Source organism: uncultured Hyphomicrobium sp. (assembly GCF_902826555.1).
Classification (GTDB): Bacteria; Pseudomonadota; Alphaproteobacteria; order Rhizobiales; family Hyphomicrobiaceae; genus Hyphomicrobium_C.
The window spans coordinates 122,335-149,082 of the sequence record NZ_CADEFI010000002.1; the positions used below are offsets into that span (position 1 = coordinate 122,335).

The 26,748-nt window shown below is 65.3% G+C and carries 29 protein-coding genes; 18 read left to right on the top strand and 11 right to left on the bottom strand.

Annotated features, from left to right (window positions below; translation table 11 throughout):
* Window positions 1–191: 191 nt before the first annotated feature.
* Genes QZV93_RS01955 through QZV93_RS01965 form a run of 3 tightly spaced genes read left to right on the top strand, consistent with a single transcriptional unit; the run spans window position 192 to window position 3,316 of the window.
* The gene (locus tag QZV93_RS01955; RefSeq protein WP_295555522.1) at window positions 192–941 is read left to right on the top strand and encodes a TSUP family transporter; all 750 of its coding nucleotides are present in this window, start codon (window positions 192–194) and stop codon (window positions 939–941) included.
* 31 nt (window positions 942–972) lie between these two features.
* A complete protein-coding gene (locus QZV93_RS01960) occupies window positions 973–1,407 on the top strand; it encodes a sodium/substrate symporter small subunit (protein WP_295555524.1) in 435 nt (144 codons plus the stop codon).
* Window positions 1,400–3,316, top strand: coding sequence for a hypothetical protein (locus QZV93_RS01965; RefSeq protein ID WP_295555526.1), 1,917 nt, complete (start codon window positions 1,400–1,402; stop codon window positions 3,314–3,316). Before QZV93_RS01960 ends, QZV93_RS01965 begins: the two co-directional genes overlap by 8 nt.
* Here the strand turns inward: QZV93_RS01965 and QZV93_RS01970 are convergent.
* Together QZV93_RS01970 and QZV93_RS01975 are read right to left on the bottom strand one after the other, a co-directional pair.
* On the bottom strand, window positions 3,307–4,227 hold the full coding sequence (locus QZV93_RS01970) for an alpha/beta hydrolase (RefSeq protein WP_295555528.1): 921 nt from the start codon (window positions 4,225–4,227) through the stop codon (window positions 3,307–3,309). The two genes, QZV93_RS01965 and QZV93_RS01970, sit on opposite strands and share 10 nt — an antisense overlap.
* A 75-nt stretch (window positions 4,228–4,302) precedes the next feature.
* Window positions 4,303–6,513 carry a lytic transglycosylase domain-containing protein gene (locus QZV93_RS01975; RefSeq protein ID WP_295555530.1) on the bottom strand — a complete coding sequence of 737 codons (2,211 nt, stop codon included), beginning with the start codon at window positions 6,511–6,513 and terminating at the stop codon, window positions 4,303–4,305.
* 331 nt (window positions 6,514–6,844) lie between these two features.
* Here QZV93_RS01975 and dapA point away from each other — a divergent pair, with 331 nt between their 5' ends.
* Genes dapA through QZV93_RS01995 form a run of 4 tightly spaced genes read left to right on the top strand, consistent with a single transcriptional unit; the run spans window position 6,845 to window position 9,341 of the window.
* Entirely contained in the window at window positions 6,845–7,735 is an 891-nt protein-coding gene (gene dapA, locus QZV93_RS01980; protein WP_295555532.1) for a 4-hydroxy-tetrahydrodipicolinate synthase, read from the top strand.
* Between the two features lie 18 nt (window positions 7,736–7,753).
* Complete coding sequence (gene smpB, locus QZV93_RS01985; RefSeq protein WP_295555534.1) at window positions 7,754–8,233, top strand: SsrA-binding protein SmpB; 480 nt, start codon at window positions 7,754–7,756, stop codon at window positions 8,231–8,233.
* Window positions 8,233–8,808, top strand: coding sequence for a peroxiredoxin (locus QZV93_RS01990; protein WP_295555536.1), 576 nt, complete (start codon window positions 8,233–8,235; stop codon window positions 8,806–8,808). Before smpB ends, QZV93_RS01990 begins: the two co-directional genes overlap by 1 nt.
* Complete coding sequence (locus QZV93_RS01995) at window positions 8,805–9,341, top strand: peroxiredoxin (RefSeq protein WP_295555538.1); 537 nt, start codon at window positions 8,805–8,807, stop codon at window positions 9,339–9,341. Before QZV93_RS01990 ends, QZV93_RS01995 begins: the two co-directional genes overlap by 4 nt.
* A gap of 25 nt (window positions 9,342–9,366) precedes the next feature.
* Here the strand turns inward: QZV93_RS01995 and QZV93_RS02000 are convergent, their stop codons facing one another.
* The 3 genes from QZV93_RS02000 to QZV93_RS02010 all read right to left on the bottom strand — a co-directional run bounded on the left by QZV93_RS02000 (window position 9,367) and on the right by QZV93_RS02010 (window position 11,242).
* On the bottom strand, window positions 9,367–9,786 hold the full coding sequence (locus tag QZV93_RS02000) for a DUF3775 domain-containing protein (RefSeq protein ID WP_295555540.1): 420 nt from the start codon (window positions 9,784–9,786) through the stop codon (window positions 9,367–9,369).
* An 87-nt stretch (window positions 9,787–9,873) separates the two neighbouring features.
* The gene (locus QZV93_RS02005) at window positions 9,874–10,542 is read right to left on the bottom strand and encodes a uracil-DNA glycosylase (protein ID WP_295555542.1); all 669 of its coding nucleotides are present in this window, start codon (window positions 10,540–10,542) and stop codon (window positions 9,874–9,876) included.
* 88 nt (window positions 10,543–10,630) lie between these two features.
* Window positions 10,631–11,242 carry an NYN domain-containing protein gene (locus QZV93_RS02010; protein WP_295555543.1) on the bottom strand — a complete coding sequence of 204 codons (612 nt, stop codon included), beginning with the start codon at window positions 11,240–11,242 and terminating at the stop codon, window positions 10,631–10,633.
* 458 nt (window positions 11,243–11,700) lie between these two features.
* Between QZV93_RS02010 and rpoZ the strand changes: the two genes are divergently transcribed.
* From rpoZ to recO, 9 genes are all read left to right on the top strand, one after another.
* Window positions 11,701–12,129: a DNA-directed RNA polymerase subunit omega gene (gene rpoZ, locus QZV93_RS02015; protein ID WP_295555544.1), complete on the top strand. Its 429-nt coding sequence runs from the start codon at window positions 11,701–11,703 to the stop codon at window positions 12,127–12,129.
* Window positions 12,130–12,221: 92 nt separating this feature from the next.
* Window positions 12,222–14,495, top strand: coding sequence for a bifunctional (p)ppGpp synthetase/guanosine-3',5'-bis(diphosphate) 3'-pyrophosphohydrolase (locus tag QZV93_RS02020; protein ID WP_295555546.1), 2,274 nt, complete (start codon window positions 12,222–12,224; stop codon window positions 14,493–14,495).
* A 49-nt stretch (window positions 14,496–14,544) separates the two neighbouring features.
* The gene (locus QZV93_RS02025; protein WP_295555547.1) at window positions 14,545–15,324 is read left to right on the top strand and encodes a pyridoxine 5'-phosphate synthase; all 780 of its coding nucleotides are present in this window, start codon (window positions 14,545–14,547) and stop codon (window positions 15,322–15,324) included.
* Window positions 15,321–15,722, top strand: coding sequence for a holo-ACP synthase (acpS, locus tag QZV93_RS02030; RefSeq protein ID WP_295555548.1), 402 nt, complete (start codon window positions 15,321–15,323; stop codon window positions 15,720–15,722). The genes QZV93_RS02025 and acpS overlap by 4 nt, the downstream gene beginning before the upstream one ends.
* 119 nt (window positions 15,723–15,841) lie before the next feature.
* Entirely contained in the window at window positions 15,842–16,624 is a 783-nt protein-coding gene (lepB, locus tag QZV93_RS02035; RefSeq protein WP_295555550.1) for a signal peptidase I, read from the top strand.
* Between the two features lie 103 nt (window positions 16,625–16,727).
* Window positions 16,728–17,435 (top strand): ribonuclease III, encoded by a 708-nt coding sequence (gene rnc / locus QZV93_RS02040; protein WP_295555552.1) that lies wholly within the window; start codon window positions 16,728–16,730, stop codon window positions 17,433–17,435.
* The gene (gene era, locus QZV93_RS02045; protein ID WP_295555553.1) at window positions 17,428–18,375 is read left to right on the top strand and encodes a GTPase Era; all 948 of its coding nucleotides are present in this window, start codon (window positions 17,428–17,430) and stop codon (window positions 18,373–18,375) included. The genes rnc and era overlap by 8 nt, the downstream gene beginning before the upstream one ends.
* Window positions 18,375–18,728 carry a hypothetical protein gene (locus tag QZV93_RS02050; RefSeq protein ID WP_295555555.1) on the top strand — a complete coding sequence of 118 codons (354 nt, stop codon included), beginning with the start codon at window positions 18,375–18,377 and terminating at the stop codon, window positions 18,726–18,728. The genes era and QZV93_RS02050 overlap by 1 nt, the downstream gene beginning before the upstream one ends.
* Before the next feature lie 82 nt (window positions 18,729–18,810).
* Window positions 18,811–19,554 carry a DNA repair protein RecO gene (gene recO / locus QZV93_RS02055; protein WP_295555556.1) on the top strand — a complete coding sequence of 248 codons (744 nt, stop codon included), beginning with the start codon at window positions 18,811–18,813 and terminating at the stop codon, window positions 19,552–19,554.
* Between the two features lie 12 nt (window positions 19,555–19,566).
* Here the strand turns inward: recO and QZV93_RS02060 are convergent, their stop codons facing one another.
* The gene (locus QZV93_RS02060; RefSeq protein ID WP_295555558.1) at window positions 19,567–20,274 is read right to left on the bottom strand and encodes a CAP domain-containing protein; all 708 of its coding nucleotides are present in this window, start codon (window positions 20,272–20,274) and stop codon (window positions 19,567–19,569) included.
* A gap of 183 nt (window positions 20,275–20,457) precedes the next feature.
* Here QZV93_RS02060 and parC point away from each other — a divergent pair, with 183 nt between their 5' ends.
* Both parC and QZV93_RS02070 read left to right on the top strand, forming a co-directional pair.
* Window positions 20,458–22,710, top strand: coding sequence for a DNA topoisomerase IV subunit A (gene parC, locus QZV93_RS02065; RefSeq protein WP_295555559.1), 2,253 nt, complete (start codon window positions 20,458–20,460; stop codon window positions 22,708–22,710).
* Window positions 22,711–22,810: 100 nt separating this feature from the next.
* Complete coding sequence (locus QZV93_RS02070) at window positions 22,811–23,305, top strand: hypothetical protein (protein ID WP_295555561.1); 495 nt, start codon at window positions 22,811–22,813, stop codon at window positions 23,303–23,305.
* A 51-nt stretch (window positions 23,306–23,356) separates the two neighbouring features.
* Here QZV93_RS02070 and QZV93_RS02075 read toward each other — a convergent pair whose 3' ends face one another.
* The 5 genes from QZV93_RS02075 to QZV93_RS02095 form a co-directional block, all read right to left on the bottom strand.
* A complete protein-coding gene (locus QZV93_RS02075) occupies window positions 23,357–24,106 on the bottom strand; it encodes an arginyltransferase (RefSeq protein WP_295555562.1) in 750 nt (249 codons plus the stop codon).
* 259 nt (window positions 24,107–24,365) lie between these two features.
* Window positions 24,366–25,274, bottom strand: a complete 909-nt coding sequence (gene rimK, locus QZV93_RS02080) for a 30S ribosomal protein S6--L-glutamate ligase (RefSeq protein WP_295555564.1) — start codon at window positions 25,272–25,274, stop codon at window positions 24,366–24,368.
* 82 nt (window positions 25,275–25,356) lie between these two features.
* Entirely contained in the window at window positions 25,357–25,707 is a 351-nt protein-coding gene (locus QZV93_RS02085; RefSeq protein ID WP_295555566.1) for a hypothetical protein, read from the bottom strand.
* Between the two features lie 125 nt (window positions 25,708–25,832).
* Window positions 25,833–26,432: a dimethylsulfonioproprionate lyase family protein gene (locus tag QZV93_RS02090; RefSeq protein ID WP_295555568.1), complete on the bottom strand. Its 600-nt coding sequence runs from the start codon at window positions 26,430–26,432 to the stop codon at window positions 25,833–25,835.
* Window positions 26,433–26,504: 72 nt separating this feature from the next.
* Window positions 26,505–26,741 carry a hypothetical protein gene (locus tag QZV93_RS02095; protein ID WP_295555570.1) on the bottom strand — a complete coding sequence of 79 codons (237 nt, stop codon included), beginning with the start codon at window positions 26,739–26,741 and terminating at the stop codon, window positions 26,505–26,507.
* Window positions 26,742–26,748 lie beyond the last annotated feature (7 nt).

Genomic DNA, 26,748 nt, shown 5'->3' on the forward strand with positions numbered 1-26,748 from the left:
AAAACGCTCCGATCGTCGCGCCTCCTATCGGGCGCGGCGTGAATCGGCAGCGCAGGAAAACGCTCCGATCGTCGCGCCTCCTATCGGGCGCGGCGTGAATCGGCAGCGCAGCCAAAACCCGAAGCGTGAATCATCGGTCTCAGAGAAAGACCCTGATCGTTTAGGCACCTCGGATACAGCGGGAAGGCGCGGTGGAGCTCGAGATCATAGGTCTTCTGGTCGCGGTGGCGGTGTGCGCTGGCTACGTCGATGCGATAGCCGGCGGTGGCGGGCTTCTGACGCTTCCCGCGCTGCTGATGGCAGGGTTGTCTCCGGCAGCCGCCATTGCCACCAACAAGCTACAGGGAACGTTTGGCGTTGCGGCAGCGAGCCTGGCGTTTTGGCGTGCCGGCCATCTCGACTTGTCCCGGTGGCGCGCGGCGGTTGCAGCGGTTGCGATCGGCGCCGCGCTGGGCAGTTTGGCTGTGCAGGGAATGGACCCTGATTGGCTGCGCCGTCTCGTGCCCGCCATCCTCGTGCTCGTCGCGGCTTACTTCGCGCTCGCCCCTCATCTTGGCGGCGGCGGTGCCCGCCGCGCCCGGCTTGGCCCGCTGGCCTTCGCGCTGGGCGTCGCGGGCCCGATCGGCGCTTACGACGGCTTCCTCGGGCCCGGTGCCGGCTCGATGTACCTGATGGGGCTGGTAGCGCTCGCGGGAACCGACCTCGTAAAGGGCGTGGCCGTCACCAAACTCTTGAATTTCACGTCGAATGTGGTGGCTCTCTCTATCTTTGCAGCGGCCGGACAAGTCGATTATGTGGTTGGGCTGGCCATGGCCGCCGGGCAGATCGTCGGCGCCCGTGCCGGTGCCCACACGGCGATGACGCGGGGCGCGGCTCTCATCCGCCCTCTCGTGGTCATCGTGTCGGGGGCCATTGCGGCGAGCCTGCTTTTGCGGGGGTAGCCAGGAGAGCGGGAGAGGGGACGGAGGGCGCATGATCGAGATCGGACTCGGACTGCTGGTTCTCGCCGTCCTCGCCGCCACCCTGTCCGGCGTCGGGCGTTTGCTGCCCGGTGGCGGCAGCTTCGATCTTCTGCCGCTCATCGGCTATGCCGGGGTGTCGCTCGTCGTCACGGCGGCGGGGCTTCTGATTGCGGCGGGACTGGTCCGCAATGCGTTGCGGGCGCACCCGGAAAAATCGCGCACGTTGCGCTCTGCGCGCCTGACCACGATGGCGCTGCTCGCAATGGCGGGCCTCGCCCTCGGTCTCCCGCTCGCCTCCGAGGCCGCCAATCTGGTTCGGCTCGATCACACGCCGCTCGGATACTACCTGGCGGCCCAGGGCGCGCTGATCGGCCTTGTCGTCCTCGCCTTCATCTGGGCAGCGCGGCAGAACCGCATCGATGCCGCAGAGATCCGCGATGAGTGAAACGGCCGTTGCAGCAAGCCGGACCGCGGACCAGTCCAGCACGCCAATAGGGGCCGGCTTGCAGGCCGCCGGCGGAGCCGTTCCTGTCGCGCTGCTGGCTTCACTTCCCGGCCTCGTCTTTGCGGCGGGCTTCGATCATTTGGCCTACGGTCTTGGTCTGCTCGCAGGTGTTGTGCTGGCGGGGCTCGTGATCGCTCCGCAGGTCGTGAGGACAGGCGGGACATCCATTACGCAGGCGCTCGATCGCACATTCGGACGCGCGACGGCGAACGTCGCCGCACTCGTGATCGTGCTCGTTGTCCTGCCGTTGCTCGCGGTCGAGTTCTCGTTCATAGCCATCTTTGCGGACGGCTTCGGCGTGAGCTCGATCGCGGCGGTCGCGATAGCGCTCATGATCGCCGCTGCGACGGCCGCCTTCGTCGGTGAGCGGGCGTTCGCTTGGCTGCAGGCCGCCGCGTTCGCTTTCCTGGCGTTGGTTTTGTTCGTACCGCTCGCCGGACTGGCCCTGAAGGCCCACGGCGTGGCCGTTCCGCACATTGGCTACGGCGAAACGCTGTCCGCCGTCGCGGCGCTCGAGGAGAAGCTGCTCGAGAACGGGCTCGTCGACTTCGATACCTTCGGCGCCCACGTGACGCCGTTTCTGCGTCTCTCGCAGCTCGGCTTTTTTGCGCTCGTCGTCGCGCTGGCGCTGGGCACGGCGGTTCTGCTGCCGCTGGTGTCCTCTCTGACGGCATCGAGAAGCGCCGCCGCCGCCCGCCTCGCCGGCGCGTGGGCCGCGCTCTTCCTCATGTTGATCCTCGTCGCGGTGCCGGCCCTCGCGGCCTTGGCCAAGCAGGAGATCTATGGCGCCATGACGGCGGGAACGCCCCTCGCCAGCCTGCCGTCGTGGCTGGAGGCCCCTTTGCACGCCGGCTTGGCCCGCATCCATGGAACGTCGGTGTATCTGCTCGAGGCCGTCGCGGAAGCGCAGCGCGCCGCGCACGGAAACGTGGCGTCGTTGGCGGACGCGTTGTCCTTCGATGAAGGAGCGTACACGCAATGGACCGCACTCGGCGCCGACACACAGGCGGCGGTGTTTGCCGCGGCACAGGCCCTCGTCGCAGATCCTCAGGCCACGGCCTGGGACGTCTACGTCAAGACGCTGCTTCCCGCCGCGGCGGCCGGCGCCGGCAATGAGGCCGCAACGCTCACGCAGGCTGCTCTCGCCATCGAGCCGGCGGGCCTGCTGCTCGCACTTCCGGGTGTGTTCGGCGCGCCGCGATGGCTGGCGGTGGCGATGGCCATCGCGGGGCTCTCGGCCGCACTTGTGATGGCCGCAGCTCTTGTCCGCAGCCTTTTTGCGTGGGGCGGTGCCGGCGAGCCGGGTCGTGTCGGAGGCTCCTTGCGCGCTCTGGCACTGGGGCTCATACCCGCCGCTCTCGCCGCCGCCATCGCGACGCTTCACGTCGATGATCTGGTGTCCGTGGTCGTGGCGTCACTGTCGCTCGGCGCTGCGGGTTTGTTTCCGGTGCTTGCAGCGGGCCTCGCGTGGAAGCGCGCCACGGCGGCCGGCGCCATCGCCGCCATCGCCGTCGGCGCAGGCGTCACGCTCTACTACGATGTCGGCATCCAGGCGTTTCCCGTGTCGTTCTACAACACCTGGGCGCCGCTCTCGAACGCCGGTGAGTTCGCAATCGAGAATTTCCGCGCCACCGATCTCGACGCTCAAGACGCGGAGGACCCGGCTGTCAAAGCCCAGGCCGTTGCGTCCCTCGAAACCCTGGCGCGCGGCACGCCGGGCCGTCCCGGCCTCGCCAACTGGTTCGGGATCGACAGCGCCTCGGGCGCCATCTTCGGCGTGCCTCTGGGGTTCCTCGCGCTCGTTCTGGTAAGCGTCCTGACGCGAAAGCGCTCCGGCAATCAGCCGTAGGCGAGCCGCGGCTGCCGCTCCGCGGCGTCCGTCGACGCGAGGAACTGAGCCACTACGTCGATCGTCTCGGCATCGCGCAAAAGCGGCGCATGTCCCTGCGCTGGAACGACGTAGGACGCGAACGCCGGATGCCGCCGCCGCATCTCCTCCACCGTCGCCGCTGACAGGATGTCCGAATTCTCGCCGCGCAGCACCAGCACGGGCACGCGTTTCAGGGCCTCGAACTGCGGCCACAACGCCGGGATCGGCCCGTCGAGAACCGAGAGGGCGTTGGAGAGCGCCGGATCGTATCCGGGCGCGGGCCGTCCCTTGTGCTCGTTGAACCACTGCTTGGCGACCTCGATGCATTCCTCCATGCCGACGTGGGGAAACGCGCGCTTGCCCATGTCGTGCACCAGCGCACCGGCTTCTCTCCAGGAGCTGGGGAGGGGGATGCGTCCCACATAGGCCGAGATGCGACCGAGCCCCTTCTGATCGATGACGGGCCCGATGTCGTTGAGAACCACTGGCCCCACGGAGCGCGGCTGCGCGGCTGCCATCACCATGGCGATCAACCCGCCGCGCGAGGTGCCAATAATCGACGCCCCTGCGATGCCGGTGATGGTGACGAAGTCGAGCACGTCCACCATCTCGAGCGGCACAGAATAATTCCGCCAGTCGGGGTCGCTTTCAGAAAGACCGCGGCCGCGGTAGTCGAACGTATAGACGTCGCGCGGGGCCTGAGCATGTTGCGAAAGTGCTTCGGCGATGACCTGAAAGTCGCGCCCGTTGCGCGTAAGCCCTGCGAGGCAGAGCACCGGCCGGCGATGGGTTCCGTCGGTGAAGGCGGCGGGATAGTGGCGGCCGTAGAGCCTCAATCCGTCCCGGGCCGTAAAAACGATCTCTCGATACGCTTGATACGTACGCGTCATGTCGCAAACCCCACTGTTGCCCTCCGGCGCAACCGCCCCGTCGCATCGGAAGGACCGAACTCGCTCGACTAACGACTATCCGTCAGACGCTCCTCTTGGCTGGCGCGCCGCAACGCGCGCTCTATTGAGATCCTCTTCCAGCCTCAGCGCCGCCTGCTCCTCACCGAGCCGCGCACGATAGATCTGGATGTTCGCGAGCACCTTCGCCACGTACTCGCGCGTCTCCTGGATCGGGATCCGTTCGATCCAGTCGATGGGATCGACCTTCGGATCGCGCGGATCGCCGAATTCCCGGATCCACTGCCTGGCGCGCCCCGGCCCCGCATTGTAGCCGGCGAGCGTCAGCACGTAGGACCCCGAGAAGTCATCCATCCGGTCCCCAACATAGGCCGAAGCCAGCATCGTATTGTAGGAGGGGTCGGAAAGAAGTCTGTTGATGTCGCACTTGATCTTGTAGTCGCGGCAGACGTGCTTTGCGGTCACAGTCATGACCTGCAACAGCCCCTTGGCGCCCGCGCCCGATACGATCAGCGTGTTGAACTCTGTTTCCTGGCGCGCCAGTCCGAGCAGGAATGCGGTTTCCGGCGGCTTGCGCAGCGGCGTATAGGCCGGGAAGGGGTGCACGGGATAGGCGTAGTAGTAGAGGTTGTGGCCGCGCGCGATAGCCGCCTTCGCGGCCCGCACGGCCGACTGGGTGTCCCCGACGGCCTCGGCGAGGTGCGCGACCATCGCGCTCGCGGCTTCGCTGTCGAGATTGGCGAGCCGCAGCTGAACCAGGAAGCTGCGCATCACGCTGGCGTCGAGGCCGGCGCTCTTCGCGATCACGACGGCCTTGGCCGCATCGAGAGCGAGAAAGCGCTGAACCTCCTCGTCGGTCGGTGCCTTCGGCGGCGACGTGGTGATCGCCAGGCTCCCGGGCTCGAGCTTCTGGCGCGCGAGCAGCGCGTGGAACGTGTCGGGATCGGAGAGGGCCTGCCGGTAATATTCGTCGGCGGCCGCCTTGTCGCCACGCGCCTCCGCCGTACGTCCCAGCCAGTAGCGGGCTTTGGCGCGGCTCAGCGGGCCGTCGGCCGCCTTGCTCATGACCAGAAAGTGCTGCTCGGCGGTCTTCGCATCCTTGAGATAGCGCAGCGCCAGCCAGCCGGCCATGAACGACTGGTCCTTGAGCGGATTGGCACCGAGCGGCCCTGCCTCGCGCACGAGCGAGTAGGCGAGCTTGGCATTGCCGTCCTTCAGCGCCTCGTAGGCATTGGCACGCCGTTCCGTCCACCATTCGTCGGGAGCCACGATCAGCGCTTCCTCGGTGGGTGCGCCAAGCAGCACCTTGGCCGCTTCGTCGGTTTTTCCGGCACGCCGAAGCGCCTGGATTCGGTGGAACACCAGCCCCCAATCGGGGACGCGCTCGGCAGGTAGCGCCTCGATCTCCTTGCGAGCCGATTTGGAGCCGAGGAAGACGTTGAGCCGCGCATGCGCCTTCTTTTGCTCGCCCTCCGAAAGCAAAGGGATCAGGCGGCGCACGACGGCGGCACGCTGGTTCTTGTCTCCCTCCCATCGGATGTCGTCGATGAGGAGGCGGTCGAGCCTCCATTTGTGGTCGGCGGCGGAAAGCAGCGAGCCGAACCGCGTCAGGAAACCGGCTTCCAGGCTTGCCGGCAGCAGGGTTTCCCGCCAGGCCTTGACGGCGAACCTTCGGGCATCGTCCGTGTTGCCCTCGGCGAGATGTGCGGAGGCGAGCGCCGCGAGCCCCATGCCCGTTTGCGGCTGGCGCCCTGCAAAATAGGATTTGATCTCGCCCGAGCTGCCGCCCTGGGTGAACAGCACCTCTTCGAATTTCTGGGTGAGGGTCGTCCGGTCGCCCCACGCCGGATTGTCGTCGAGGAAGGATCGATATTCTCGCGCGTCTCCGAAGCCCTTGCGCAGACGGACCCAGTCGACGAGCTTTTTCGCCACCGGGCTCTCGATCTGGGCCTTGAGCGCGTTGGCCGCATCGACGTCGACCTTGGCCCCCGAGAGAGCCTTGATAGCGTCGCGCAGGCGCTCCGCATCGGTGGCACTGAGCTTCTGCGATGTGAGCGGGGCCAGGGCCTTGTCGAGCCGCGCCATGTAGTCGCGCTCGCTCTGGGAAGGTTTCTCGGGCTTTGGAAGCTCATTCTGTGCAGCGGCGGCGCGATCTGCCCCGAGAACGAAGACGCCCAAGGCCAGCACGGCCTGGAAGCTTGCCCTGAGCCGGGGAGCCCACGCCTGAGGCCCGCATCCAGCCGCCGATGTCGAGATTCGTCCCGCCACGCTCAATCCTTGCCGCGGCGCCTGCGGGCGCCGTTCCGATCCAAGAAGACAGGCAGACTGAGCCGTGCGGCTCGTCCATACAATGAACACAAGTCAACACACACGGACACCGCGCCGCCTTGCGGGCCGCCGCCTGAGCGCATAATGTCCATCATCCCAGCCGCAATTGAGGCCGTGGCCGAGACGAGCGATACCAGCGAGGGTACAAACTCGCGTGCGCTCGTTCAAGGTACCCCTCTTCCGCCGCTAGTGTCCCTTCACAAGGGAGCTGCCATCGGAAGGACGGGAAGTGCCGGCGTCCATCGGCAACACGAACGTCAAAAGAGGGCGAATGTTTAAGGGCTCCATCACGGCGCTTGTGACGCCGTTCAAGAACGGCCTTCTCGACGAGGAGGCGCTGCGGCGCCTTGTCGAATGGCAGATTACAGAGGGTACGCACGGATTGGTCCCGACCGGAACCACCGGCGAAAGCCCGACTTTGAATTTCGACGAGCATAAGCGGGTGATCGACGTCACCATCGAGGTGGCTCGGGGGCGCGTGCCGGTGATCGCCGGTACGGGATCCAATTCGACCGACGAGGCGATCGAGCTGTCGACGCACGCCGAGAAGTCGGGCGCGGACGGCATTCTGATCGTCAACCCGTACTACAACAAGCCGACCCAGGAAGGCCTCTATCATCACTTCAAGGCCATCAACGACAAGGTCGGCATCCCGATCGTGATCTACAACATCCCGGGCCGCACCAACGTCGACATGTCGGTCGCCACCATGGCGCGCATCTTCGAGTTGAAGAACGTGGTGGGCGTCAAGGACGCGACGGCAAACCTCGCGCGCGTCTCCCAGCAGCGCGACGCCATGGGACCGGAGTTCAACCAGCTTTCGGGCGAGGACGCGACCGCGCTCGGCTTCATTGCACATGGCGGACATGGCTGCATCTCGGTCGCTTCCAACGTTGCCCCGCGCCTCTGCTCCGACCTGCAGAACGCCTGCCTCAAGGGAGACTTCGCGACCGCGCTCAAGCTTCAGGATCGCCTTCTTCCGCTGTTCGATGCGTTGTTCGTCGAGACCAACCCCGGTCCGGTGAAGTATGCGGCGTCGCGCCTCGGCATTTGCTCGGCGGAGATGCGCCTGCCGATGGTGCCGGTCACCGACGCCGGCAAGAAGGTCGTGGATGCGGCGCTCGCCAAGGTCGGCCTTTTGAAGGCTGCGGCAGCCGAATAGACCAATAAGGACAGTCAAATGTCGGCCAAGAAGGACGACGGCCGGCGGATTGTTTCCGAGAACCGCAAGGCCCGCCACGAGTATTTCATCACCGATTCCTACGAGGCCGGCATCGAGCTCAAGGGAACCGAGGTGAAAAGCCTGCGCTCGGGCCAGGCCAACATCGCCGAGAGCTACGCCTCCTTCGAGGACGACGGCAGCTTCTGCCTGATCAATTCCTACATCCCGGAATATCAGGATGCGGGCCGTTTCTTCCAGCACGAGCCGCGACGCAAGCGCCGCCTGCTCATGCACAAGAGCGAGCTTGCGAAGCTCTTCCAGGCCGTGGTGCGCAAGGGCATGACCATCGTGCCGCTCGAGCTGTATTTCAACGCCAAGGGCCGCGCCAAGCTCAAGCTCGCGCTCGCCGAGGGCAAGAAGCTGCATGACAAGCGCGAGAGCGCCGCCAAGCGCGACTGGAACCGGCAGAAGGCGCGCATCATGCGCGAGAAGGGCTGATGGCCGCCGATCCGGCATTCGCGCACGTCGATTGGTCGAAGCTGCCGGTGCCGGAGGACGATGGCGCCGCCCGCCATCTCACCGGCGCAAAGCTCGCGAATGTCGCCCTGCCGTCAACCGGCGGCGGCGCCATCGATCTCGCAACTCTCCCCGGACGCACCGTGCTTTTCATCTATCCGATGACCGGCACGCCGGGTGTCGCCTTGCCGGATGGCTGGGACGCCATCCCCGGCGCGCGCGGATGTACGCCCCACGCCTGTGCCTTCCGCGATCTCTACGCCGACTTGTGCAACGCCGGAGCCTCGGCCGTTTTCGGTCTTTCGACGCAGACGCTGCCCGAGCAGCAGGCGACCGTGGAGCGCCTGCATCTGCCATTTCCTCTGCTGTCGGATGCGTCGCTCGATCTGGCCCGCGCCATGGCGCTGCCGACGATGGAGGTCGACGGCAAGGCGATGATCAAGCGCATGGCCCTGATCATCGATAGCGGCGTTGTTGCCCATGTAGTCTATCCGGTCTTTCCGCCGGACCGGAATGCCGGCGACGTACTCGCCTGGCTCGAAGCGAGCCCGCAATGAGCGCCGCCTGGCCCTACCCGGCGCCGGACGACGACGGGCGCGCGCGCCACCTCCTGCCGGGGCGCGAACTCCCCGATCTGGCACTCCCGGCGACCGACGGCCGCGATCTGTCCCTCACGGCGCTCAACGGACGCTGGATCGTTTTCATCTATCCCTGGACCGGTCGTCCGGGCCTCCCCAATCCTCCCCATTGGGACGACATCAGGGGCGCACACGGCTCGACGCCGGAGGCCGAAGGGTTCCGGGATGCCTACGCCTCATTCCGCGCAGCCGGCTTCGACGTACTGGGCTTGAGCGGCCAGACGGCAGCCGATCAGCAGGAGTTCGCGGACCGTGTCCGCCTGTCGTTCCCGCTGCTCTCCGACCTCGAGGGAAAGCTTCGCGTTGCGCTCAGCCTTCCTACCTTCGAGACCGGCGGCGTCACGTATCTGAAGCGCCTGACGCTCGTCATCCGCGACGGCCACATCGATCGCGTCGTTTATCCCGTTCATCCCCCGCACACGCACGCGCAGGATCTTCTCGCGACGCTCTAAGGCAGTACACTTCACTGCCCGCTGCCTAAAGCACATCGCTCTCGACGTCATTGGCGGAGAAGCCGAGCTTCTCGAGCCCTTCCTCGAGGTAATCCGCGAGCAGTGGCAGCCCCAGGAGATAGCCGGCGGTCGAGCCGGTCTGCTCGTTGCGCGCCGTCTCCACGGCCTCGTCGAACTCCTCGGGCTCGAAGGTCCCGCGCCCGATCCAGGCCAATGCCACGAGATGCACTTGCTCGTCGTCGTTCAGCGCATCGACGAAGCCGGCGATTTCCGCCGCTGTCGGATCGTTGGAGAGGTCTTCCAGGATGGAGCTCGGATCCTCGTCCGCATCGCCGTCCTCGGGCGAGGCATCCCAAGCGCCGACCTTGGCATCGAACTCACGCGCCTTGATGATGACGTGGGCGACTTTCTCGGGCGCGATCTCGAGCTGGGGCTTGGCGGCCATCGGGTGTCTCCCTGTTGCAGGCGGGATGATAGGCGGCAAGCTGCCGGGCTTGAAGAGGCCAAGCGCGGCAAATCGACATGTCCAACGTCAACTCGGGTCGGGAAGGTTGTCGAGAAATGCACGCACGTCACGGAACACCGCGTGAAACATCTCCGTCGTGAGCCGCCCGGTGTTCGTATTGAGCCGCGAGCAATGCAGGCTGTCGAACATGGCCAGCGGACCGGCCGCATGGCGTGTGCCATGGCGGAACGGAAACAGCGCCTTCCTGAGCGACAATGTCGCGAGCGTCTGATCGTGCGCCACGCGCCCGAGAACGACCAGGGCCTTGAGATTGGGCAGTGCCGCGAGCCGGGCCGAAAAGTAGCCTCGGCAGGTCGTGATCTCCTGCGGCAGAGGCTTGTTTTCCGGCGGTACGCAACGCACCGCATTGGTGATCATGCAATCGATCAGTTGGAGACCGTCCGCAGGGTCTGCGCGATAGGTGCCGCGTGCGAACCCGAATGCGAGAAGCGTCGAGTAGAGCAGCTCTCCCGCATAGTCGCCCGTGAACGGACGGCCCGTCCGGTTCGCTCCGCGCAGGCCCGGTGCGAGCCCGACGATCAAGAGGCGACCCTTGCTGGTCCCGAACGAAGGCACAGCGCCATTGAACCATGCGGGCTCGGCGTGAGCTGCGTCATCGCGGAATGCGGCGAGCCGCGGACAGAGCGGACAGTCGCGCGGAGCCTCGGGCGGAAACGGGGAAGGAGCGTGAGCCATGGCTGCCGAAGGAACCGCGGAGAAGCGCCCAACGCAAGCGGTAATGCCGCGTCAGACGCGCCGCGGGTCTGCCGACCGTTGTCCGCGTTTAGACTTCTTCCTGGGAGATGCCGTCGTCGTGATAGACCTCTCCGCCGCGGCCGCGCCCGGAGGAGCGCGTGTTGCGGGCCGAGGCATCGCGCCCGATGAGCTGCTCGAGGTCGGCGAGGTCGACGAACTGGTCCGCCTGCCGGCGCAGTTCGTCAGCGACCATTGCGGGCTGCGTCTGCAGCGTCGAAACGACGCTCACGCGCCGGCCCTTTTGCTGAAGGGCTGCCACCAGGCCGCGAAAATCGCCGTCGCCGGAGAACAGAACGATGTGGTCGAGCGTATCGGCGAGCCGCATGGCATCCACGGCGAGCTCGATATCCATGTTCCCTTTGACCTTGCGCCGGCCCGAGGCGTCAGTGAATTCCTTGGTCGGCTTGGTGACCATGGTGAAGCCGTTGTAGTCGAGCCAGTCGATCAGTGGGCGGATCGACGAGTATTCCTGATCTTCCGAAAGGGCGGTGTAGTAGAGGGCCCGAACGAGGTGCGCCTTCTGGCGGAACAGCGCGAGCAGGCGCTTGTAGTCGACGTCGAAACCCAACGCCTTCGACGTGGCATAAAGATTGGCACCGTCAATAAAAAGCGCGACGCGCTCGCCTTGATAGAAGTGCATTTTCTTGTGTTCCTTGAGTGTAGACGGCACGGAAACCGGCCGACGATCCTCGACCGTGAAAACAGCCCGCGCCGAGCAGCATCATATCGATATGCAATAGGCTTCAAATCAAGTGTAAGCGCAAACTTGCGCAACAGAAATCGGTGTAGGGTGAAAAAATGCCTCACCCGCTTACCGCTTGAAGTTGTGTCGAGGGCACGGTGCCCCGTTAATGTATTATAAGCATACTGCCGCTATCGCGAGCTTGACATGGGACATTGGTCGAAATCGGCACCAGACCATGGTCCGACGGGGTTCAATTGTGTGCCTGGGGCTGCCGCCGCGCCCTCTGACTTGCCGAAGTGCCTGTTTCATGCCAATTACTCTGGCTTGAGCGGCATGTCGGGCCCGGATTAGGGCAGCGGCGGCAATAGGTTTTACTCCGCATCATCTGCGAGACGAGAGAGGGGTGCTAGAGAATGGCACGCGTCACAGTCGAGGATTGCGTCGACAAGGTTCCAAATCGCTTCGAGCTCGTGCTCTTGGCTGCACATAGGGCCCGGTCGATTGCCAATGGCAGCGCAATCACCATCGACCCGGACAACGACAAGAACCCGGTGGTCGCGCTGCGCGAGATCGCCGAGCGCACCATTCCGCCTGAGGATATGCGCGAGGCGCTGATTCACTCCATCCAGAAGAACGTCGAGGTGGACGAGCCTGAGGCTGCGGCGGCGCCCGTGCTTCCCCAGGATCGGCGCGGACCGATCCTCGGCCGGGACGATCAGTCGTCCGACACCCAGGTTGACGTCCTCACCGAAGAGCAGCTGCTGCGCGGCCTGGAAAGCATGACGCCGTCCGAGCCGTCCTCCAACGGCGGCAGCGGCGGCCCGCGCGAGCGCGGACGCTGATCGTCCGCCAGGACGGTTTTGCTGCGCGGTCCTTTGCAGGACGCTTTCTCTGACGGTGCGGAACCGGTCGGCGCCGGGAGTGTGTGCGGGCCATGATGCGTCAGTACGAGCTCGTCGAGCGAGTACAGAAATACGATCCAACGGCAGACGAGGCGTTGCTCAACCGCGCCTACGTTTACGCGATGCGCGCGCACGGCAACCAGAAGCGCGCCTCCGGTGCTCCGTATTTCTCGCACCCGCTCGAGGTTGCGGCGATCCTGACCGACCTCAAGCTCGATGACGCGACCATCGTCACGGCGCTGCTGCACGACGTCATCGAGGACACCGACGCCACGCGCGCCGAGATCGATCAGCTTTTCGGCCCCGAGATCGGCGCTCTCGTCGACGGCCTGACCAAGATCAAGCGTCTCGATCTGGTGTCCAAGAAGGCCGAGCAGGCCGAGAATTTCCGCAAGCTCCTGATCGCCATTTCGAGCGACATCCGCGTGCTTCTCGTCAAGCTCGCGGATCGCCTGCACAACATGCGCACGCTCGAGCACATGAAGCCCGAGAGCAGGAAGCGCGTCTCGGAGGAAACCCTCGAGATCTATGCTCCGCTCGCCGGCCGCATGGGTATGCAGGCGCTACGCGACGAGCTCGAGGAGCATGCGTTCCGCTGGCTCAATCCGGAAGCGTATCAGACCGTCACCGAGAAGCTGCACGAGCTGCGCGAGCGCAACGAGGGCCTCGTCGAGGAGATCGAGGCGGCGCTGCACAAGATGCTCGATGACGTGGGCATGAAGGTCGAGGTCTCCGGCCGCGAGAAGAAGCCCTACTCCGTCTGGAGCAAGATGGCCAACAAGCAGATCAGCATGGAGCAGCTGTCGGACATCTACGCGTTCCGCGTCATCGTCGACACCATCGACGACTGCTATCGCGTGCTCGGCGTTGCTCACCAGACCTGGCGCACCGTGCCTGGACGCTTCAAGGACTACATCTCGACGCCCAAGCAGAACAATTATCAGTCGATCCACACCACCGTCGTCGGTCCCCGGCATCAGCGCGTCGAGCTGCAGATCCGTACCCGCGACATGCATTCTGTCGCCGAGTACGGCGTCGCCGCCCACGCGCTCTACAAGGATGCGCGCAAGGTCAACGGCAACGGAGCGAACGGCGGATCGGCAAATGGCGCCCTGTCGAAAAGCCTTGTCTTCACCGACAAGGAAAGCGGGCCTTATCAATGGCTGCGGCGCCTCGTGGAAACTCTGCTCGAAGGCTCCAATCCGGAGGAGTTCCTTGAGCATACCAAGCTCGAGCTGTTCCAGGACCAGGTTTTCTGCTTCACGCCCAAGGGTCGCCTGATCGCGCTGCCGCGCGGCGCGACCCCGCTCGATTTCGCCTATGCCGTCCACACCGACGTCGGCAACGCCGCCGTGAGCGCATACGTCAACGGGCGCCACGTGCCGATCGACACGCGTTTGAGGAACGGCGACGAGGTCGAGATCAAGACCTCGAAGACGCATACGCCGCCGGCCGCGTGGGAGAGCCTCGTCGTGACCGGCCGCGCGCGCTCCGCCATCCGCCGCGCCGCGAGGGACGCCATTCGCCGCCAATACGCCGAGCTCGGCCGCAGGCTTCTCATGTCGGCGTTCGAGCGCATCGGCGAGAGTTATTCTGACGAGCGCGTGAAAAAGGTGCTGCCGCGCCTCGCCCACAAGAGCCTGGACGACCTCCTCGCAGCCGTCGCTCGCAATGAGGTCGCGACCGAGGATGTGCTGCGCGCCGTTGCGCCGGAGCTCGCGGCCACGGCACGCCAGGCGCAACAGCGGGTGGACGAGCCGAGCAAGGCGAAGGGATGGCTGCGGCTGACCCGTGCCGCAACCAACAAGCTGCGGCTGGGCGGCGCATCATCCTCCGAGAGCGACCCGCCGGCTGCCCGCGTGCGCGGCATTCCGATCCGCGGCGTCAAGAACGATATGCCCGTGTTGTTCGAAGCCGGCGGCGCCGTACCGGGCGATCGCATCGTCGGCGTTCTGGCCCCCGGCGAGGGCATCCGCGTCTTCCAGATCCATTCGCCGCGCCTCCAGGAGTTCGAGCACGAGCGCTGGATCGATGTCGCCTGGGACGTGGACCCGGAGAACCCCGAGCGCTTCCCGGCCCTTATCAGCGTCACCGCGCCGAACCGCCCCGGCACGCTGGCCGAAATCGCCAACGTGATCGGCCAGTCCGGCGGAAATATCGACAACCTGAAAATGCTGCGCCGCGCCTCGGACTTCACCGAGCTGCGCATCGGCCTCGAAGTCTGGGATCTGGCCCACTTGAACCAGATCATTAACGGCCTCAAGGCAAAAGCCGTGGTCAGCAAGGTCGAACGTGTGTTTGAATGACGCTCGACGTCCTTAACGTAGTTTGCCCGGACTCTCGCGTGTGACAATCATGACGCAAAGCCCTCACCACCAGCTCCGCCTCGGCGTGAACATCGACCATGTCGCCACCATCCGCAACGCGCGCGGCGGGCGTCATCCCGATCCCCTGCGGGCGGCGCACTTGGCTGTCGAAGCCGGCGCCGACGGCATCACGGCACATTTGCGCGAGGACCGCCGGCACATCTCGGATTCGGACATCGCACGCTTGAAGTCGGAGCTGACGCGCCCGCTCAATTTGGAAATGGCCGCCACCGCCGAGATGGTTGCCATCGCGCTGCGCCACGTGCCGAACGCCTGCTGCCTCGTTCCCGAGCGGCGCGAGGAGCGCACCACCGAAGGCGGTCTCGATGTCGTCGGGCAGAAGGCCTCGCTCGTCCCCGTGGTGGCCGATCTCAAGTCCGCCGGCATCCGCGTGTCGCTCTTTATCGAGCCGGATATCCGCGCCATCGAGACCGCCGCGGCGCTCGGTGCGGATATTGTCGAGCTCCACACGGGCGCCTATTGCGAGCACGCCGCTGCCGACGACGCCAAGGGCACGGCATCCGAAGTGGATCGGCTGGCGAAAGCGGCATCGGCAGCCGCAGCGCACGGCCTTGAGGTTCACGCCGGCCATGGGCTGACCTTCAACACCGTCGCAGCGCTCGCGCGCATGCCGGAGATCGTCGAGCTCAACATCGGCCATTTCCTTATCGGAGAGGCGATCTTCGGCGGGCTGCACGCGGCCGTCCGGCGCATGCGCGCTCTGATGGACGAGGCGCGCTTCAAAGCCTCGGGCCGGATCAGCGCGTGATCATCGGACTTGGCAACGACTTGATCGACATCCGGCGTATCGACGCCGCGATCGAGCGCTATGGCGACCGCTTCCTTGATCGCATCTTCACCGATGTCGAGCGCTTGAAATCCGACAATCGCGCCGCCCGCGCTGCCTCCTACGCCAAGCGCTTCGCCGCCAAGGAGGCATGCTCCAAGGCCCTGGGCACCGGATTCAGCCACGGCGTCTTCTGGCGCGACATGGGTGTCATCAATCTGCCGTCTGGGCGTCCGACGCTTTCCCTCACCGGGGGGGCCGCGGCGCAGTTGGCCCGTATTACCCCGTCGGGTTGCATCGCGCGCATAGATCTTGCTTTGACGGATGATTTTCCACTCGCTGAGGCTGTTGTCATTATTTCGGCCCTCCCGAGTGGGTGAGATCCCGCCTTCCGGAGCGACGGCAAGCCGCACCCCGGTTTGCACGTTGCCCTCCGAGCCGCTATAGCGAGCAGGGTTTTTCGATCACCCCCGGGATCCCGGCGGGCAAGGAGCAGGAGATGAGCCTGGAAACGAACTCCAAGGCCAATGAGGGATCCGGTTGGGGAGAGACCGCGAAGATCATTGTGCAGGCCCTCGCCATTGCGATGGTCGTGCGCGTGTTCTTCTTCCAGCCGTTCAACATTCCTTCCGGCTCGATGAAGTCGACGCTTCTGATCGGCGACTATCTCTTCGTCTCGAAGCTTGCCTACGGCTATAGCCGCTTCTCGTTTCCCTTCAGTCCTCACCTGTTCTCGGGCCGTATCTTTGCTGCGGAGCCGAAACGCGGCGACGTCGTGGTGTTTCGCCTGCCGCAGGACGAGTCGCTCGACTACATCAAGCGCGTCGTCGGCCTCCCCGGCGACAAGGTGCAGATGAAGAAAGGCGTGCTCTACATCAACGGCGATCCGGTGCCGAAGGTGTACAAGGACGATTTCGCCAACATCGAGTGTGACCCCTATTTTCGGCACTGCCGCCGTGTGGTCTACAAGCGCTACGAAGAGACGCTTCCGAACGGCGGGCCGACCTACACGGTGCTCGACCTTGAGCCCGAAGGCGAATACGACAACACCGACGTCTTCGAGGTCCCCGAGGGCAAGTACTTCATGATGGGCGACAACCGCGACAACTCGTCGGACAGCCGCGCCACGGTCGGCTTCGTGCCCTTTGAGAACCTGATCGGCCGCGCCGAGATCATCTTCTTCTCGGCCGCTATCGATGAGCCGGATGCCATGCGCTGGTTCTCGCCCTGGACGTGGCCCTTCGACATTCGCTGGAACCGCTTCTTCAATCTCGTTCGTTAACCGGAGTTGGCGCCCGAACGCGACAATCGCGCGCCCATCGGTCTTACGTGTATACATTTTTTAGGTATGCGGCTCAGGGGGAGCTGAGTTCGGAACCGGCTCGATGTTCAAGGCGCGCAAGTACAAGGTACTCGAAAAAAAGCTCGGCTACCGCTTCAAGAACGAGGCGTTGTTGGCGCGCGCACTGACGCACGCCAGCCTTCGCGGTGCGAAAAAGGTCCGCGAGGACAACGAGCGCCTGGAGTTCGTCGGCGACCGCGTGTTGGGGCTCGCCATCGTCGAGCTTCTGGAGGAAACGTATCCGGTCGCGTCCGAGGGCGAGCTTGCCCGCCACCTCAATCGCCTCGTGCGCGGCGAGACCTGCGCCAAGGTCGGTCGCGACCTCAGCCTCGGAGACTTCCTCATGCTCTCGGACAGTGAGGCCGGCAGCGGCGGGCGTCTCAAGACCACCATTCTCGCTGATGCCGTCGAGGCTGTTCTTGGCGCCATTTTCCTTGAGGCAGGCTATAACAAGGCGCGCGACGTTGTCCGCAGGCTTTGGGAGAACGAGGAAGTGTCGTTCGGCAACGCCGCCGCGGATCCGAAGTCCGCGCTTCAGGAATGGGCGCAGGCGCAGGGCCTCGCGCTCCCAAGCTACGTCGAGGTGGAGCGCATCGGCCCCGATCATGCTCCGCGCTTCACGTCGGAGGTGCGCATCCGCGGCAAGGCGCCGGCCCGTGGCGAGGGCGCCTCGAAGCGGGCCGCCGAGCAGGCCGCGGCATCCGTGATGCTCGAGCGCGAAGGTGTGATGGAGAAACGTCAGGTTGGTTGACGAGCCCAAAATCGAGCCGCATCCCGGCGCGGAACCGCCGCGCCGCTGCGGCGTGATCGCCATTATCGGCGCCCCCAACGCCGGCAAGTCGACGCTCGTCAACGCGCTCGTCGGCGCCAAAGTGACGATCATCTCCCGCAAGGTGCAGACCACGCGCATCCAGATCCGCGGTATCGCCATGGAGGGCGCCAGTCAGCTCGTGCTGATCGACACGCCTGGCATCTTCGCGCCCAAGCGCCGCCTGGACAAGGCGATGGTGGCGAGCGCCTGGGCCGGCGCCGCCGATGCCGATCAGGTGCTGGTGCTGGTCGACGCCGCCAAGACCCTCGACGAGGATGTCGAGCAGCTGTTCGTCAGGCTCGCCGATCTGCCGGGAAAGAAGCCGATCCTGGTCATGAACAAGGTGGATCGCGTCGAGGACAAGGGGCGCCTGCTCGGGCTGGTGCAGGATTTGTCGGCGCGCATTCCGGTGGCAGAGGTCTTCATGATCGCCGCCCTCACCGGGGACGGCGTCGCCGCATTGAAGCGCTATCTGGCCAAAAACGTGCCCGAAGGCCCGTGGCTCTATCCCGAAGATGAGCTATCGGACATTCCGCTCCGCCAGCTCGCCGCCGAGGTGACGCGCGAGAAGATCTACGATCTCCTGCACGACGAGCTCCCCTACCAGACCACGGTCGAGACCGAGAGCTGGAAGACGCTGCGCGACAAATCCGTCCGCGTCGAGCAGGTGATCTATGTCGAGCGCGACAGCCAGAAAAGCATCGTGCTCGGCAAGGGCGGACAGACCATCAAGAAGATTTCCCAGGCCTCGCGCACAGAGCTGACCGAGGTCGTGGGCGCCCCCGTTCACCTGTTCCTGTTCGTCAAGGTGCGCGAGGGCTGGGATCGCGATCCGGAGCGCTACCGCGAGATGGGCCTCGAATTCCCGACGGAGGACTGATGCGGAGGGTTGGTTGCACGCCCAGGAACGCGGCGGCGGCAACGATCGTCCTCCTCACTGCGTGCCCGGGTGCCACACGCGCCGCCGTCCGCATCTGCGAGGATCCTGTGTCGAGCGGACCGGTCGTCGGCAGCAACGAGGAGACAGCCCGCGCGGCCGCCCTCGCGGTCTGGAAGTCAAAGGCGCTCGAGCACGGCGAGCCTTACGCGAGCTGGCGCATCGCCGCCGACAAGCTCTTGAAATGTCTGCCGAGAGACGGCGGCGGCGTCGAATGTCTGGCGACCGCGCGCCCGTGCACGATCGAGCAGGCCCCCGACCGCCGCGAAAATCGCAAAAATCGCATCGGTATCTGACCATTTGGCGACGTTGGACGTCACCGGGCACGCCCGATGGCTTGGCCCTTTCGACGCGCCCCATATCCGCTAGTCTCCCCCCATGAACTGGTCCGACGAAGGTGTGATTCTTTCCGTCCGCCCGCATGGCGAGACGGCTGCAGTCGTGGAGATCCTGACCCGCGCGCACGGCCGCCACCTGGGCCTCGTGCACGGCGGCCGCTCCCGCAAGTCGCGGCCCGTGCTGCAGATCGGCAATCACGTCGACGCCACCTGGAAGGCGCGCCTCGCCGATCACCTCGGTCACATGAACCTAGAGCTGATCCGCGGTTATGCGGCCGGTGCCATGGACGATCCCGCCGCGCTCGCCGGCTTGACCTCGCTTTGCGCGCTCGCCCGCCTCATGCCGGAGCGCGACCCGCACCCCAATCTCTACGAGGTGACGTTGTTCGTGCTCGCCTACCTCGACGACGCGAGCGTTTGGCCGGCGCTCCTCGCGCGTTGGGAGCTGGCGCTGCTCGACGAGCTGGGCTTCGGCCTCGATCTCACGCAATGCGCGGCGACCGGCATCAACGACGATCTTATCTACGTCTCGCCCAAGACCGGACGCGCCGTCTCCGCCTCCGCCGGCGAGCCCTACCGCGACCGTCTGCTGGCCTTGCCGCCGTTCCTGTTGCCTGGCCGCAAGGCGCCGCTGGCACCGGGCGACGTTGAAAACGCCTTCGCGCTGACGGGCCACTTTCTCGAAATGCGCGTCTTCAATCCGCGCGGCGAGCAGAGTCCGGACGCCCGTGCGCGAATGCTCTCGGCCCTGAAGCGCCTCAGCGAGGCCGGCCAGCCGATCTAGCCAGCGGGCCGCTTACCTGACGCGCTCGAGCGGCGTGACGGCGACCTGCACGCCGCCGTCCGCGTTCGGCTCAAGCTTGTAGACGAGCCCGTCGCGCGCTTCGTAGCGCATCGAAAGCGTCTTCGGCCACAGCCCGCCGCCGAAGCTCTCGAAGACGATCTCGCCCGGATTGCACGACGAGTGAGTGACCGAATAGCGCGGCTTGATCTCATGCTCCTCGCCGCCGAGCGAATAGCTCACGGGTTCCCGCGTCGTGTTCGAGATCTGGAACTCGATCTGCAGCGATTGCGGCCGTGCGAAGAGTTGCACAGAGATGTACTTCGGGTCCTTGTCGGGAGCCCGCACCACGCCGACGCCGATCTCGGTCACGGCAGGCGCCACGAGATTGGCGCGATGTGGCGGCGAGTTGATCCATCCTTCGACGGACTTTTCGGCCAGCGTGCGGGATTCGAAACCCCGGCTGTCGAGATGCATGGCGAGGTTCTCGCCGATCTGGCACCACGTATAACCCGCCGACGAGATGCGGTCGCCGGCTTCGCGCCCGTCCGCGGTGTGCGAGAATTTCCCGCTCTTGGCGAGAAAGGCCGCGTACGCCCGCGCCGCTTTGGTGAGATTCGGATTGGGCTTGAGCGCGCCGAGCTTCTGCCGCCCGCGGTAGGCGTTGGTGAATTCGATGATGGCGGCTTCGACGGCCGGCGTGTCGGGGAGAACGGCGGGCATGGCATCCGGAGATTGCTGCGGGCGGTGAAGCATCGGCGGGCACAGCGGCAAAGACAAGGCGCCGCTTTGCATCGCCGCGCCACAGGTGCAAAAGGGAAGCAAATTGTGTGTTGTTGCAACTTGGAGCCGCTTTGTGGCGCCCGCGCACTTGAGGGCAGCCCGCGAGGGAAGTAACCAACGGCCATGACAGACAAACCGATTCTGCCGGGACCCGGACCCATCGAGCCGGTCATGCTCAAGGATGCGCTCGAGGAGCGCTACCTGGCTTATGCCCTCTCGACCATCATGCACCGCGCATTGCCGGACGTGCGCGACGGCCTGAAGCCCGTCCACCGCCGCATCCTTTACGCGATGCGCGAACTCGGCCTCGATCCCGACGGCGGCTATCGCAAATGCGCGAAAATCGTCGGCGACACGATGGGTGACTTTCACCCCCACGGAAACCAGGCCATCTACGACGCGCTTGCCCGCCTCGCGCAGGATTTCGCTGTGCGCTATCCGCTGGTCGACGGCCAGGGCAACTTCGGCAACATCGACGGCGACAACCCCGCCGCCGACCGCTACACGGAAGCGCGCCTCACCGACGTCGCCGCCGACCTGCTCGAGGGCATCGACGAGGACACCGTCGCCTTCCGTCCCAACTACGACAGCACCAAGGAGGAACCGTCGGTGCTGCCGGCGGCGTTCCCGAACCTGCTCGCCAACGGCTCGGCCGGCATCGCCGTCGGCATGGCGACCAACATCCCGCCGCACAACGCCGATGAGCTGTGCACGGCGCTCCTGCATCTCATCAAGCATCCGAACGCCACCATCGAAAAACTGGTGGAGATGGTTCCGGGACCGGATTTCCCGACCGGCGGCGTGCTGGTCGAGCCTCGCGAGAGCATCCTCGAAGCCTACAAGACCGGCCGCGGCGGCTTCCGTTTGCGCGCCAAGTGGGAGAAGGAGGAGACCGGCCGCGGCGGCTATCAGATCGTCGTTACCGAGATCCCGTATCAGGTGCAGAAGGCGAAGCTCATCGAGAAAATCGCCGAACTCCTGACCGAGAAGAAGCTGCCGCTGCTCGGCGACGTGCGTGATGAATCCGCCGAGGAGGTGCGTCTGGTCCTGGAGCCCAAGACGCGCACTGTCGACCCTGTGTTGCTCATGGAGAGCCTGTTCCGCCTCACCGAGCTCGAGCTGCGCTTCGGCCTCAACATGAACGTGCTGTCCGCCGGTCAGGTCCCGAATGTGCTCTCGCTCAGGGATGTGCTCAAGCAGTGGCTCGAGCATCGCATCGACGTACTGGTGCGTCGCTCCGAGTTCCGCTTGAAGAAGATCGAGCATCGCCTTGAGGTGCTCGATGGCTATCTGATCGCCTTCCTCAACATTGATGAGGTGATCAGGATCGTGCGCTTCGAGGACGATCCCAAGGCCAAGCTGATCGCCCGCTTCAAGCTCACCGAAGTGCAGGCCGACGCCATTCTGAATTTGCGCTTGAAGAGCTTGTCGAGGCTCGAAGAGGTCGAGATCAAGGCCGAGCATGACAAGCTGTCGAAGGAGCGCCGCGAGCTGAAGCAGCTCCTGAAGTCCGATGAGCTGCAGTGGGACCGCATCTCCGAGGAGGTGCGCGCCACCCGCGAGCGCTACTCGAAGAAGACCGAGCTTGGCCGCCGCCGCACCACCTTTGCCGACGCCCCCGAAATCGATGTCGATCTCGATGCCGCTCTCGTCGAGAAGGAGCCGATCACAGTCATTCTCTCCGACAAGGGCTGGATCCGCGCGCTCAAGGGCCACCAGGACGACCTGTCGAAGCTCGACTTCAAGCAGGGCGACAGCCTGAAGCGCGCCGTCAAAGCGCAGACCACCGACAAACTCGTGCTGTTTGCAACCAACGGCAAGTTCTTCACGCTCGAGGCAAGTCAGCTCCCCGGGGGGCGCGGCCACGGCGAGCCCGTGCGCCTGATGGTCGACCTCGAGGAGAACCAGGACTTCGCCGAGTGCTTCGTTTACGAGCCGGGCCGCAAGCTTCTTGTCGCCAGCACCGGCGGCTACGGCTTCGTCGTGCCCGAGGACGAGGTGATCGCCGCAACCCGCAAGGGCAAGCAGATCCTGAACGTCGCCGCCGACGAGGAGGCGCGTGTGTGCGTGCCGGTCGAGGGCGACCACGTGGCGACCATGGGTGAGAACCGCAAGATGCTCGTTTTCCCGCTCGGCGAGGTGAACGAGATGACGCGCGGCAAGGGCACCATCCTGCAGCGCTTCAAGGAAGGTGCGCTTGCGGACGTGCGGGTGTTCACCAAGAAGGAGGGCCTCACCTGGCTCGACGCGGCTGGCCGCAGCTTCACCCTCGAATGGGGGGAGCTGAAGGAATGGGTCGGCCAGCGGTCCCAGGCCGGGCGCCTCGCGCCCAAGGGTTTTCCGCGCTCCAACAAATTCGGCCCCGCCTTCCGCTGAAGGCACGCCCCGACTGAAGAAAACGGGCTGGCACGTGTGGCTCGCGCACGTCTTGCCTCAGGCTCGGCGCCCCGGTAGGACAAGGGGCATGGGGCGGAAAATGAGGCCAACGGGCGTGGTGAGGGTGACGAAACTCGGACTGGTGTTGGCTGCCGCCGCCATTTGCACCGTCTCGGGCCGGTTCGCTCCAGCCGTGGCGCAGGAAGCGCCGGCAGCCCCGGCGACCTGTGACAAGGCGGAGTTCGAAAGCGCGGTCGACCAGGCCGCGGAATCGCTGCGCGACCTCAACAACAAGAACCGGCCCGCGTTTCAGGCCAAGCTGCGCCAGCTTAAGGAGAAGCGCGCCTGGAACGACAATCAGTTCCTGAAGGAAGCCGAGCCGTTCGTGAAGGACGAAAAGATTACGGTCTACGACAGCAAGACGAGCGAGCTCCTGGCATCGATCGCGTCCATGGGCCAGGAGGGCGCCAATGCGCCGGAGCCGAACTGCACGGTGCTCGGTGAGTTGCGCGGCCTGATGCAGGTATTGATCGGCACCCAGACCGACAAGTGGTCCTATATGTTCGAGAAGCTCGACACCGAACTCGCGAAGTAGCTCGCTCGCTCGGCTTTCGTCCTAACCCTTCATCGCGCGCCGCCTGCGCCGTTAGGGCTTCACGCGCACCCAGCCGTCGGGCCCGAGGTGCTCCTGCGGCTGATACCGCGTCTTGTAGCTCATCTTGCGCGATCCCTCGATCCAGTAGCCGAGGTAGAGGTAGGGCAGCCCGAGCCGCCGCGCGTAGTCGATATGCTCGAGGATCATGTACGTGCCGAGACTGCGCTCTTCCTCGAGCGGCTCGTAGAAGCTGTACACCATCGAGATTCCGTCCGAGAGCCGGTCGCATAGCGCCACGCCCGCGAGCGGCCAGGTCTCGATGTGGTCATCGAGAGGCCGCTCCGGCTTCGCGCGATACTCGGTGAGGAACGTGCGCACGACGCTGTCCTCGACCATCATCGCATAATCGAGAACGCTCATGTCGGCCATGCCGCCATCCGAGTGGCGCGCATCGATATAGCTGCGGAAGAGGCCGTACTGCTCGGAGGTCGGAACGGCCGAGACGCGTCGCGCCACGAGGTCGCGGTTGCGTTCGAGCGTGCGCCGCATGGTGCGCCCCGGCGCGAACTCGTCGACCAGGATGCGCACCGATACGCACGCATGGCAGCCCTCGCAGTAGGGCATGTAAGCGATGTTCTGGCTGCGCCGGAAACCGCCTTTGAGCAGGTTGTCGATCAGGGCCAGCGGCTTGTCGTGCGTGAGGTGCGTGAACAGCTTGCGTTCGAGCTTGCCCGCGAGATAGGGGCATGGCTGCGGCGTGGTGACGTAGAATTCCGGAAAGTGCTTCTGCTGTTCCGTCATCCGTGAACCAATCCTCGCCGCCTTCCTTGAAGGCCCTTCGATCGACGCCTCGCCTGGAGGAGCATGATCGTGGACATCGAGGCAAACGTGCGGCCCCACGCAAAGGATACGGCAGACAGGTTAATCTCCTGCCGGAAGACGAGGATAATCGAGCTTTGCTCCGGCGATCAAGCGTCGCCGGAGTGCGCGGTGCAACCGCGATAACCATATCCACCGGACAGTGAACCCACTCTGCGACGGCCTGCCGGCGCTGTGAATGCTAGCCTTTGGCGCCCTTGGTTTCCGTCTGACCATGCGTCGCGGCGGATTCGATGAAGGAGATGATCGCGCCTGCAACGTCGGCGCTCGTAGCCCGTTCGATGCCTTTGAGACCGGGCGACGAGTTCACTTCGAGCACCATCGGTCCCCGGTTGGAGCGCAGCATGTCGACACCCGCGACATTCAGTCCGAGCACCGCCGCGGCGCGTATTGCGGTCGCGCGCTCCTCCTCGCTGACCGGCGTCTCTTCAGCGATGCCGCCCCGATGCAGGTTGGAGCGGAACTCGCCCGTCTTGCTGACGCGGCGCATGGCCGCCACGACCTGACCGCCAACCACCAGCGCGCGCACATCGCTGCCCTCGGCTTCGGCGACGTACTCCTGCACCAGAATGTTGATGTTGGCGGCGCTGAAGGCCTCGATAATCGACTTCGCGGATGCTTCCGTCTCGGCGAGGATGACGCCCATCCCCTGCGTTCCTTCAACGAGCTTGATCACCACCGGCGCGCCGCCGACTTCTTTGATGACGTCCTCGGCCTTGCGGGGACCGTGTGCGAAGGCCGTGACGGGGAGGCCGATACCGGCGCGCGCCAGAAGCTGCAAGGCGCGCAGCTTGTCGCGCGAGCGTCCGATGGCGACGCTTTCGTTGAGCGGAAAGACGCCCTGCATCTCGAATTGCCGCAGCACGGCAAGCCCATAGTGCGTGATCGATGCGCCGATGCGCGGGATCACGGCGTCGTAAAGCGGCAACGACTTGCCGCCGTAGCGCAGCATCGGCTTGTTCGACGTGATGTTCATATGCACTTGCAGCGTATTGATCACGTCGAGCGTGTGCCCGCGCGCGGCCGCCGCCTCGACGAGACGCTGGTGCGAGTAAAGGCCCGCATTCCGGGCCAGCATGGCGAGACGCATCGGATGGTGCCTATGGCTTTGCGTGGATATTGCGGGACGCGCGCCACGAATTCAGGCGGCGAAGCAGCCGCCCAATTGAGATTTATTTTTGTCGCTTGCCGGACTTTTCCGCTTCTCCCGTCCCCATGAGACCAGCTGCCGCGGGCGGCGGCTTGGTCGAGCGCCGCGGCGGCGTGCGGCCCCGGTCGCCGGCTTCCTGCCAGGATCCGTCGTTCCCCGCCGATGCAGGTGGAGGAGCGGCCCGACGCGGCGCCGGCTGGGACGACGACTCCGAGTACGGCTGGTCGAGGGGCCCGGGCAGCGGAGCATTCCCGCCGTCGGAAGGTTGAGCTCCTCCGCGCTCGGCAAGCGTCTTAAGCCGCCCGAACTGGTAGCCGAGATAGAAGGCTCCCGCGGCGACGAGGGCGAAGAGAACGAGATCGTTGACGGTCATCTGCGTGAGCCTCGCAAGGCAAGAGCGACAGGACCCCCTCCGTGCCGCGGGCCGTGCCGGCACCCGAAGGAGCGATCGATGAGACCAAACCCTAGTCTAGCGACAGCCCCCGGCGCAATTGCCAGCTACGAAAGCGGCAAACACCATATGGCCAGAAACGGCCGTCCGCCCGAGCGCATGGCGTGCACGATATTACCGGGATTGTAGATCAGGCCGCCGACCCCGGGCGTATTCCAGGGGCCGTCGTTCTGCCGCCACTGACCCGGGGAAAGCGCGATGTAGACCTCCTCGGGCGGATGCCGGTGATCCGGATAGATCGTCTCGGGGGCCATCACGGATACGCCGATTTCCACCGCGCGGCTCCGTTGCAGACCTGAGGGGCCGACGATCGACGCATCGGCGTATCTGTCGGCCAGGGACGCGGCCGAGCGCCGATCGATGTGCGTTTCCCACCTCAGCGCCGGCTCGATGGCGCGGAAGGATCGGGCGAGCTTGATGACCTGCACCTCGGCCCCTTCGAGGCCGTCGTAGCAATCGTCGAGATGGACGCATGCCGGCTGCCGCACCGGCTCCGCGCCGCTGACTTCGCCCCGGCTGTCTGCAAGAGAGCTGAACACGCGCCGATAGGCGCTGACGAGCGGGCCGGCGGCCGTCGCCCGGGCTCCGATAGCCTCTTTCAGGTCATCGAGGAAAAGGCCCAGACGGGTTGCAACATCGGCATCCATCGCCAGAGCCTAGTCAGTCGACAACCGGCGCGCAATGTCCGCTGAGGGCCGAGGCCGATCGGCGCATAGATATCAGAGATCGACGGACGACGTGCGGGCCGGGGCCTCGCGCACGGCCTTGGCGGATCTCGGGTCGGTATCGCCGTCGGAATCCGGGTCGATCGAGGCGTACGTAAGCCACGCGAGGCCGCCCATGGTGACAAGCAGAATGGTGATGCCGATAAGCGAACGCTTGAGGAACCACCCGAGGGTCACGGGCCGCACCATCGCAGCCTGCACCGACGGTGCATCCTCGACACCGATTGCCATGAATATC

What these genes read in the sequence shown, in the direction of transcription:
- QZV93_RS01965 (WP_295555526.1), top strand. Translation starts at nt 1,400, where the DNA reads ATGAGTGAAACGGCCGTTGCAGCAAGCCGGACCGCGGACCAGTCCAGC.
- QZV93_RS02050 (WP_295555555.1), top strand. Translation starts at nt 18,375, where the DNA reads ATGCGGAGGGTTGGTTGCACGCCCAGGAACGCGGCGGCGGCAACGATC.
- QZV93_RS02000 (WP_295555540.1), bottom strand. Translation starts at nt 9,786, where the DNA reads ATGGCCGCCAAGCCCCAGCTCGAGATCGCGCCCGAGAAAGTCGCCCAC.
- QZV93_RS02005 (WP_295555542.1), bottom strand. Translation starts at nt 10,542, where the DNA reads ATGGCTCACGCTCCTTCCCCGTTTCCGCCCGAGGCTCCGCGCGACTGT.
- QZV93_RS01995 (WP_295555538.1), top strand. Translation starts at nt 8,805, where the DNA reads ATGAGCGCCGCCTGGCCCTACCCGGCGCCGGACGACGACGGGCGCGCG.
- dapA (WP_295555532.1), top strand. Translation starts at nt 6,845, where the DNA reads ATGTTTAAGGGCTCCATCACGGCGCTTGTGACGCCGTTCAAGAACGGC.
- rpoZ (WP_295555544.1), top strand. Translation starts at nt 11,701, where the DNA reads ATGGCACGCGTCACAGTCGAGGATTGCGTCGACAAGGTTCCAAATCGC.
- QZV93_RS01960 (WP_295555524.1), top strand. Translation starts at nt 973, where the DNA reads ATGATCGAGATCGGACTCGGACTGCTGGTTCTCGCCGTCCTCGCCGCC.
- rnc (WP_295555552.1), top strand. Translation starts at nt 16,728, where the DNA reads ATGTTCAAGGCGCGCAAGTACAAGGTACTCGAAAAAAAGCTCGGCTAC.
- QZV93_RS02070 (WP_295555561.1), top strand. Translation starts at nt 22,811, where the DNA reads ATGAGGCCAACGGGCGTGGTGAGGGTGACGAAACTCGGACTGGTGTTG.
- rimK (WP_295555564.1), bottom strand. Translation starts at nt 25,274, where the DNA reads ATGCGTCTCGCCATGCTGGCCCGGAATGCGGGCCTTTACTCGCACCAG.
- recO (WP_295555556.1), top strand. Translation starts at nt 18,811, where the DNA reads ATGAACTGGTCCGACGAAGGTGTGATTCTTTCCGTCCGCCCGCATGGC.
- QZV93_RS01990 (WP_295555536.1), top strand. Translation starts at nt 8,233, where the DNA reads ATGGCCGCCGATCCGGCATTCGCGCACGTCGATTGGTCGAAGCTGCCG.
- parC (WP_295555559.1), top strand. Translation starts at nt 20,458, where the DNA reads ATGACAGACAAACCGATTCTGCCGGGACCCGGACCCATCGAGCCGGTC.
- lepB (WP_295555550.1), top strand. Translation starts at nt 15,842, where the DNA reads ATGAGCCTGGAAACGAACTCCAAGGCCAATGAGGGATCCGGTTGGGGA.
- QZV93_RS02095 (WP_295555570.1), bottom strand. Translation starts at nt 26,741, where the DNA reads ATGGCAATCGGTGTCGAGGATGCACCGTCGGTGCAGGCTGCGATGGTG.
- QZV93_RS01970 (WP_295555528.1), bottom strand. Translation starts at nt 4,227, where the DNA reads ATGACGCGTACGTATCAAGCGTATCGAGAGATCGTTTTTACGGCCCGG.
- QZV93_RS02020 (WP_295555546.1), top strand. Translation starts at nt 12,222, where the DNA reads ATGATGCGTCAGTACGAGCTCGTCGAGCGAGTACAGAAATACGATCCA.
- QZV93_RS02075 (WP_295555562.1), bottom strand. Translation starts at nt 24,106, where the DNA reads ATGACGGAACAGCAGAAGCACTTTCCGGAATTCTACGTCACCACGCCG.
- QZV93_RS02010 (WP_295555543.1), bottom strand. Translation starts at nt 11,242, where the DNA reads ATGCACTTCTATCAAGGCGAGCGCGTCGCGCTTTTTATTGACGGTGCC.
- QZV93_RS02090 (WP_295555568.1), bottom strand. Translation starts at nt 26,432, where the DNA reads ATGGATGCCGATGTTGCAACCCGTCTGGGCCTTTTCCTCGATGACCTG.
- QZV93_RS02060 (WP_295555558.1), bottom strand. Translation starts at nt 20,274, where the DNA reads ATGCCCGCCGTTCTCCCCGACACGCCGGCCGTCGAAGCCGCCATCATC.
- smpB (WP_295555534.1), top strand. Translation starts at nt 7,754, where the DNA reads ATGTCGGCCAAGAAGGACGACGGCCGGCGGATTGTTTCCGAGAACCGC.
- QZV93_RS02085 (WP_295555566.1), bottom strand. Translation starts at nt 25,707, where the DNA reads ATGACCGTCAACGATCTCGTTCTCTTCGCCCTCGTCGCCGCGGGAGCC.
- QZV93_RS02025 (WP_295555547.1), top strand. Translation starts at nt 14,545, where the DNA reads ATGACGCAAAGCCCTCACCACCAGCTCCGCCTCGGCGTGAACATCGAC.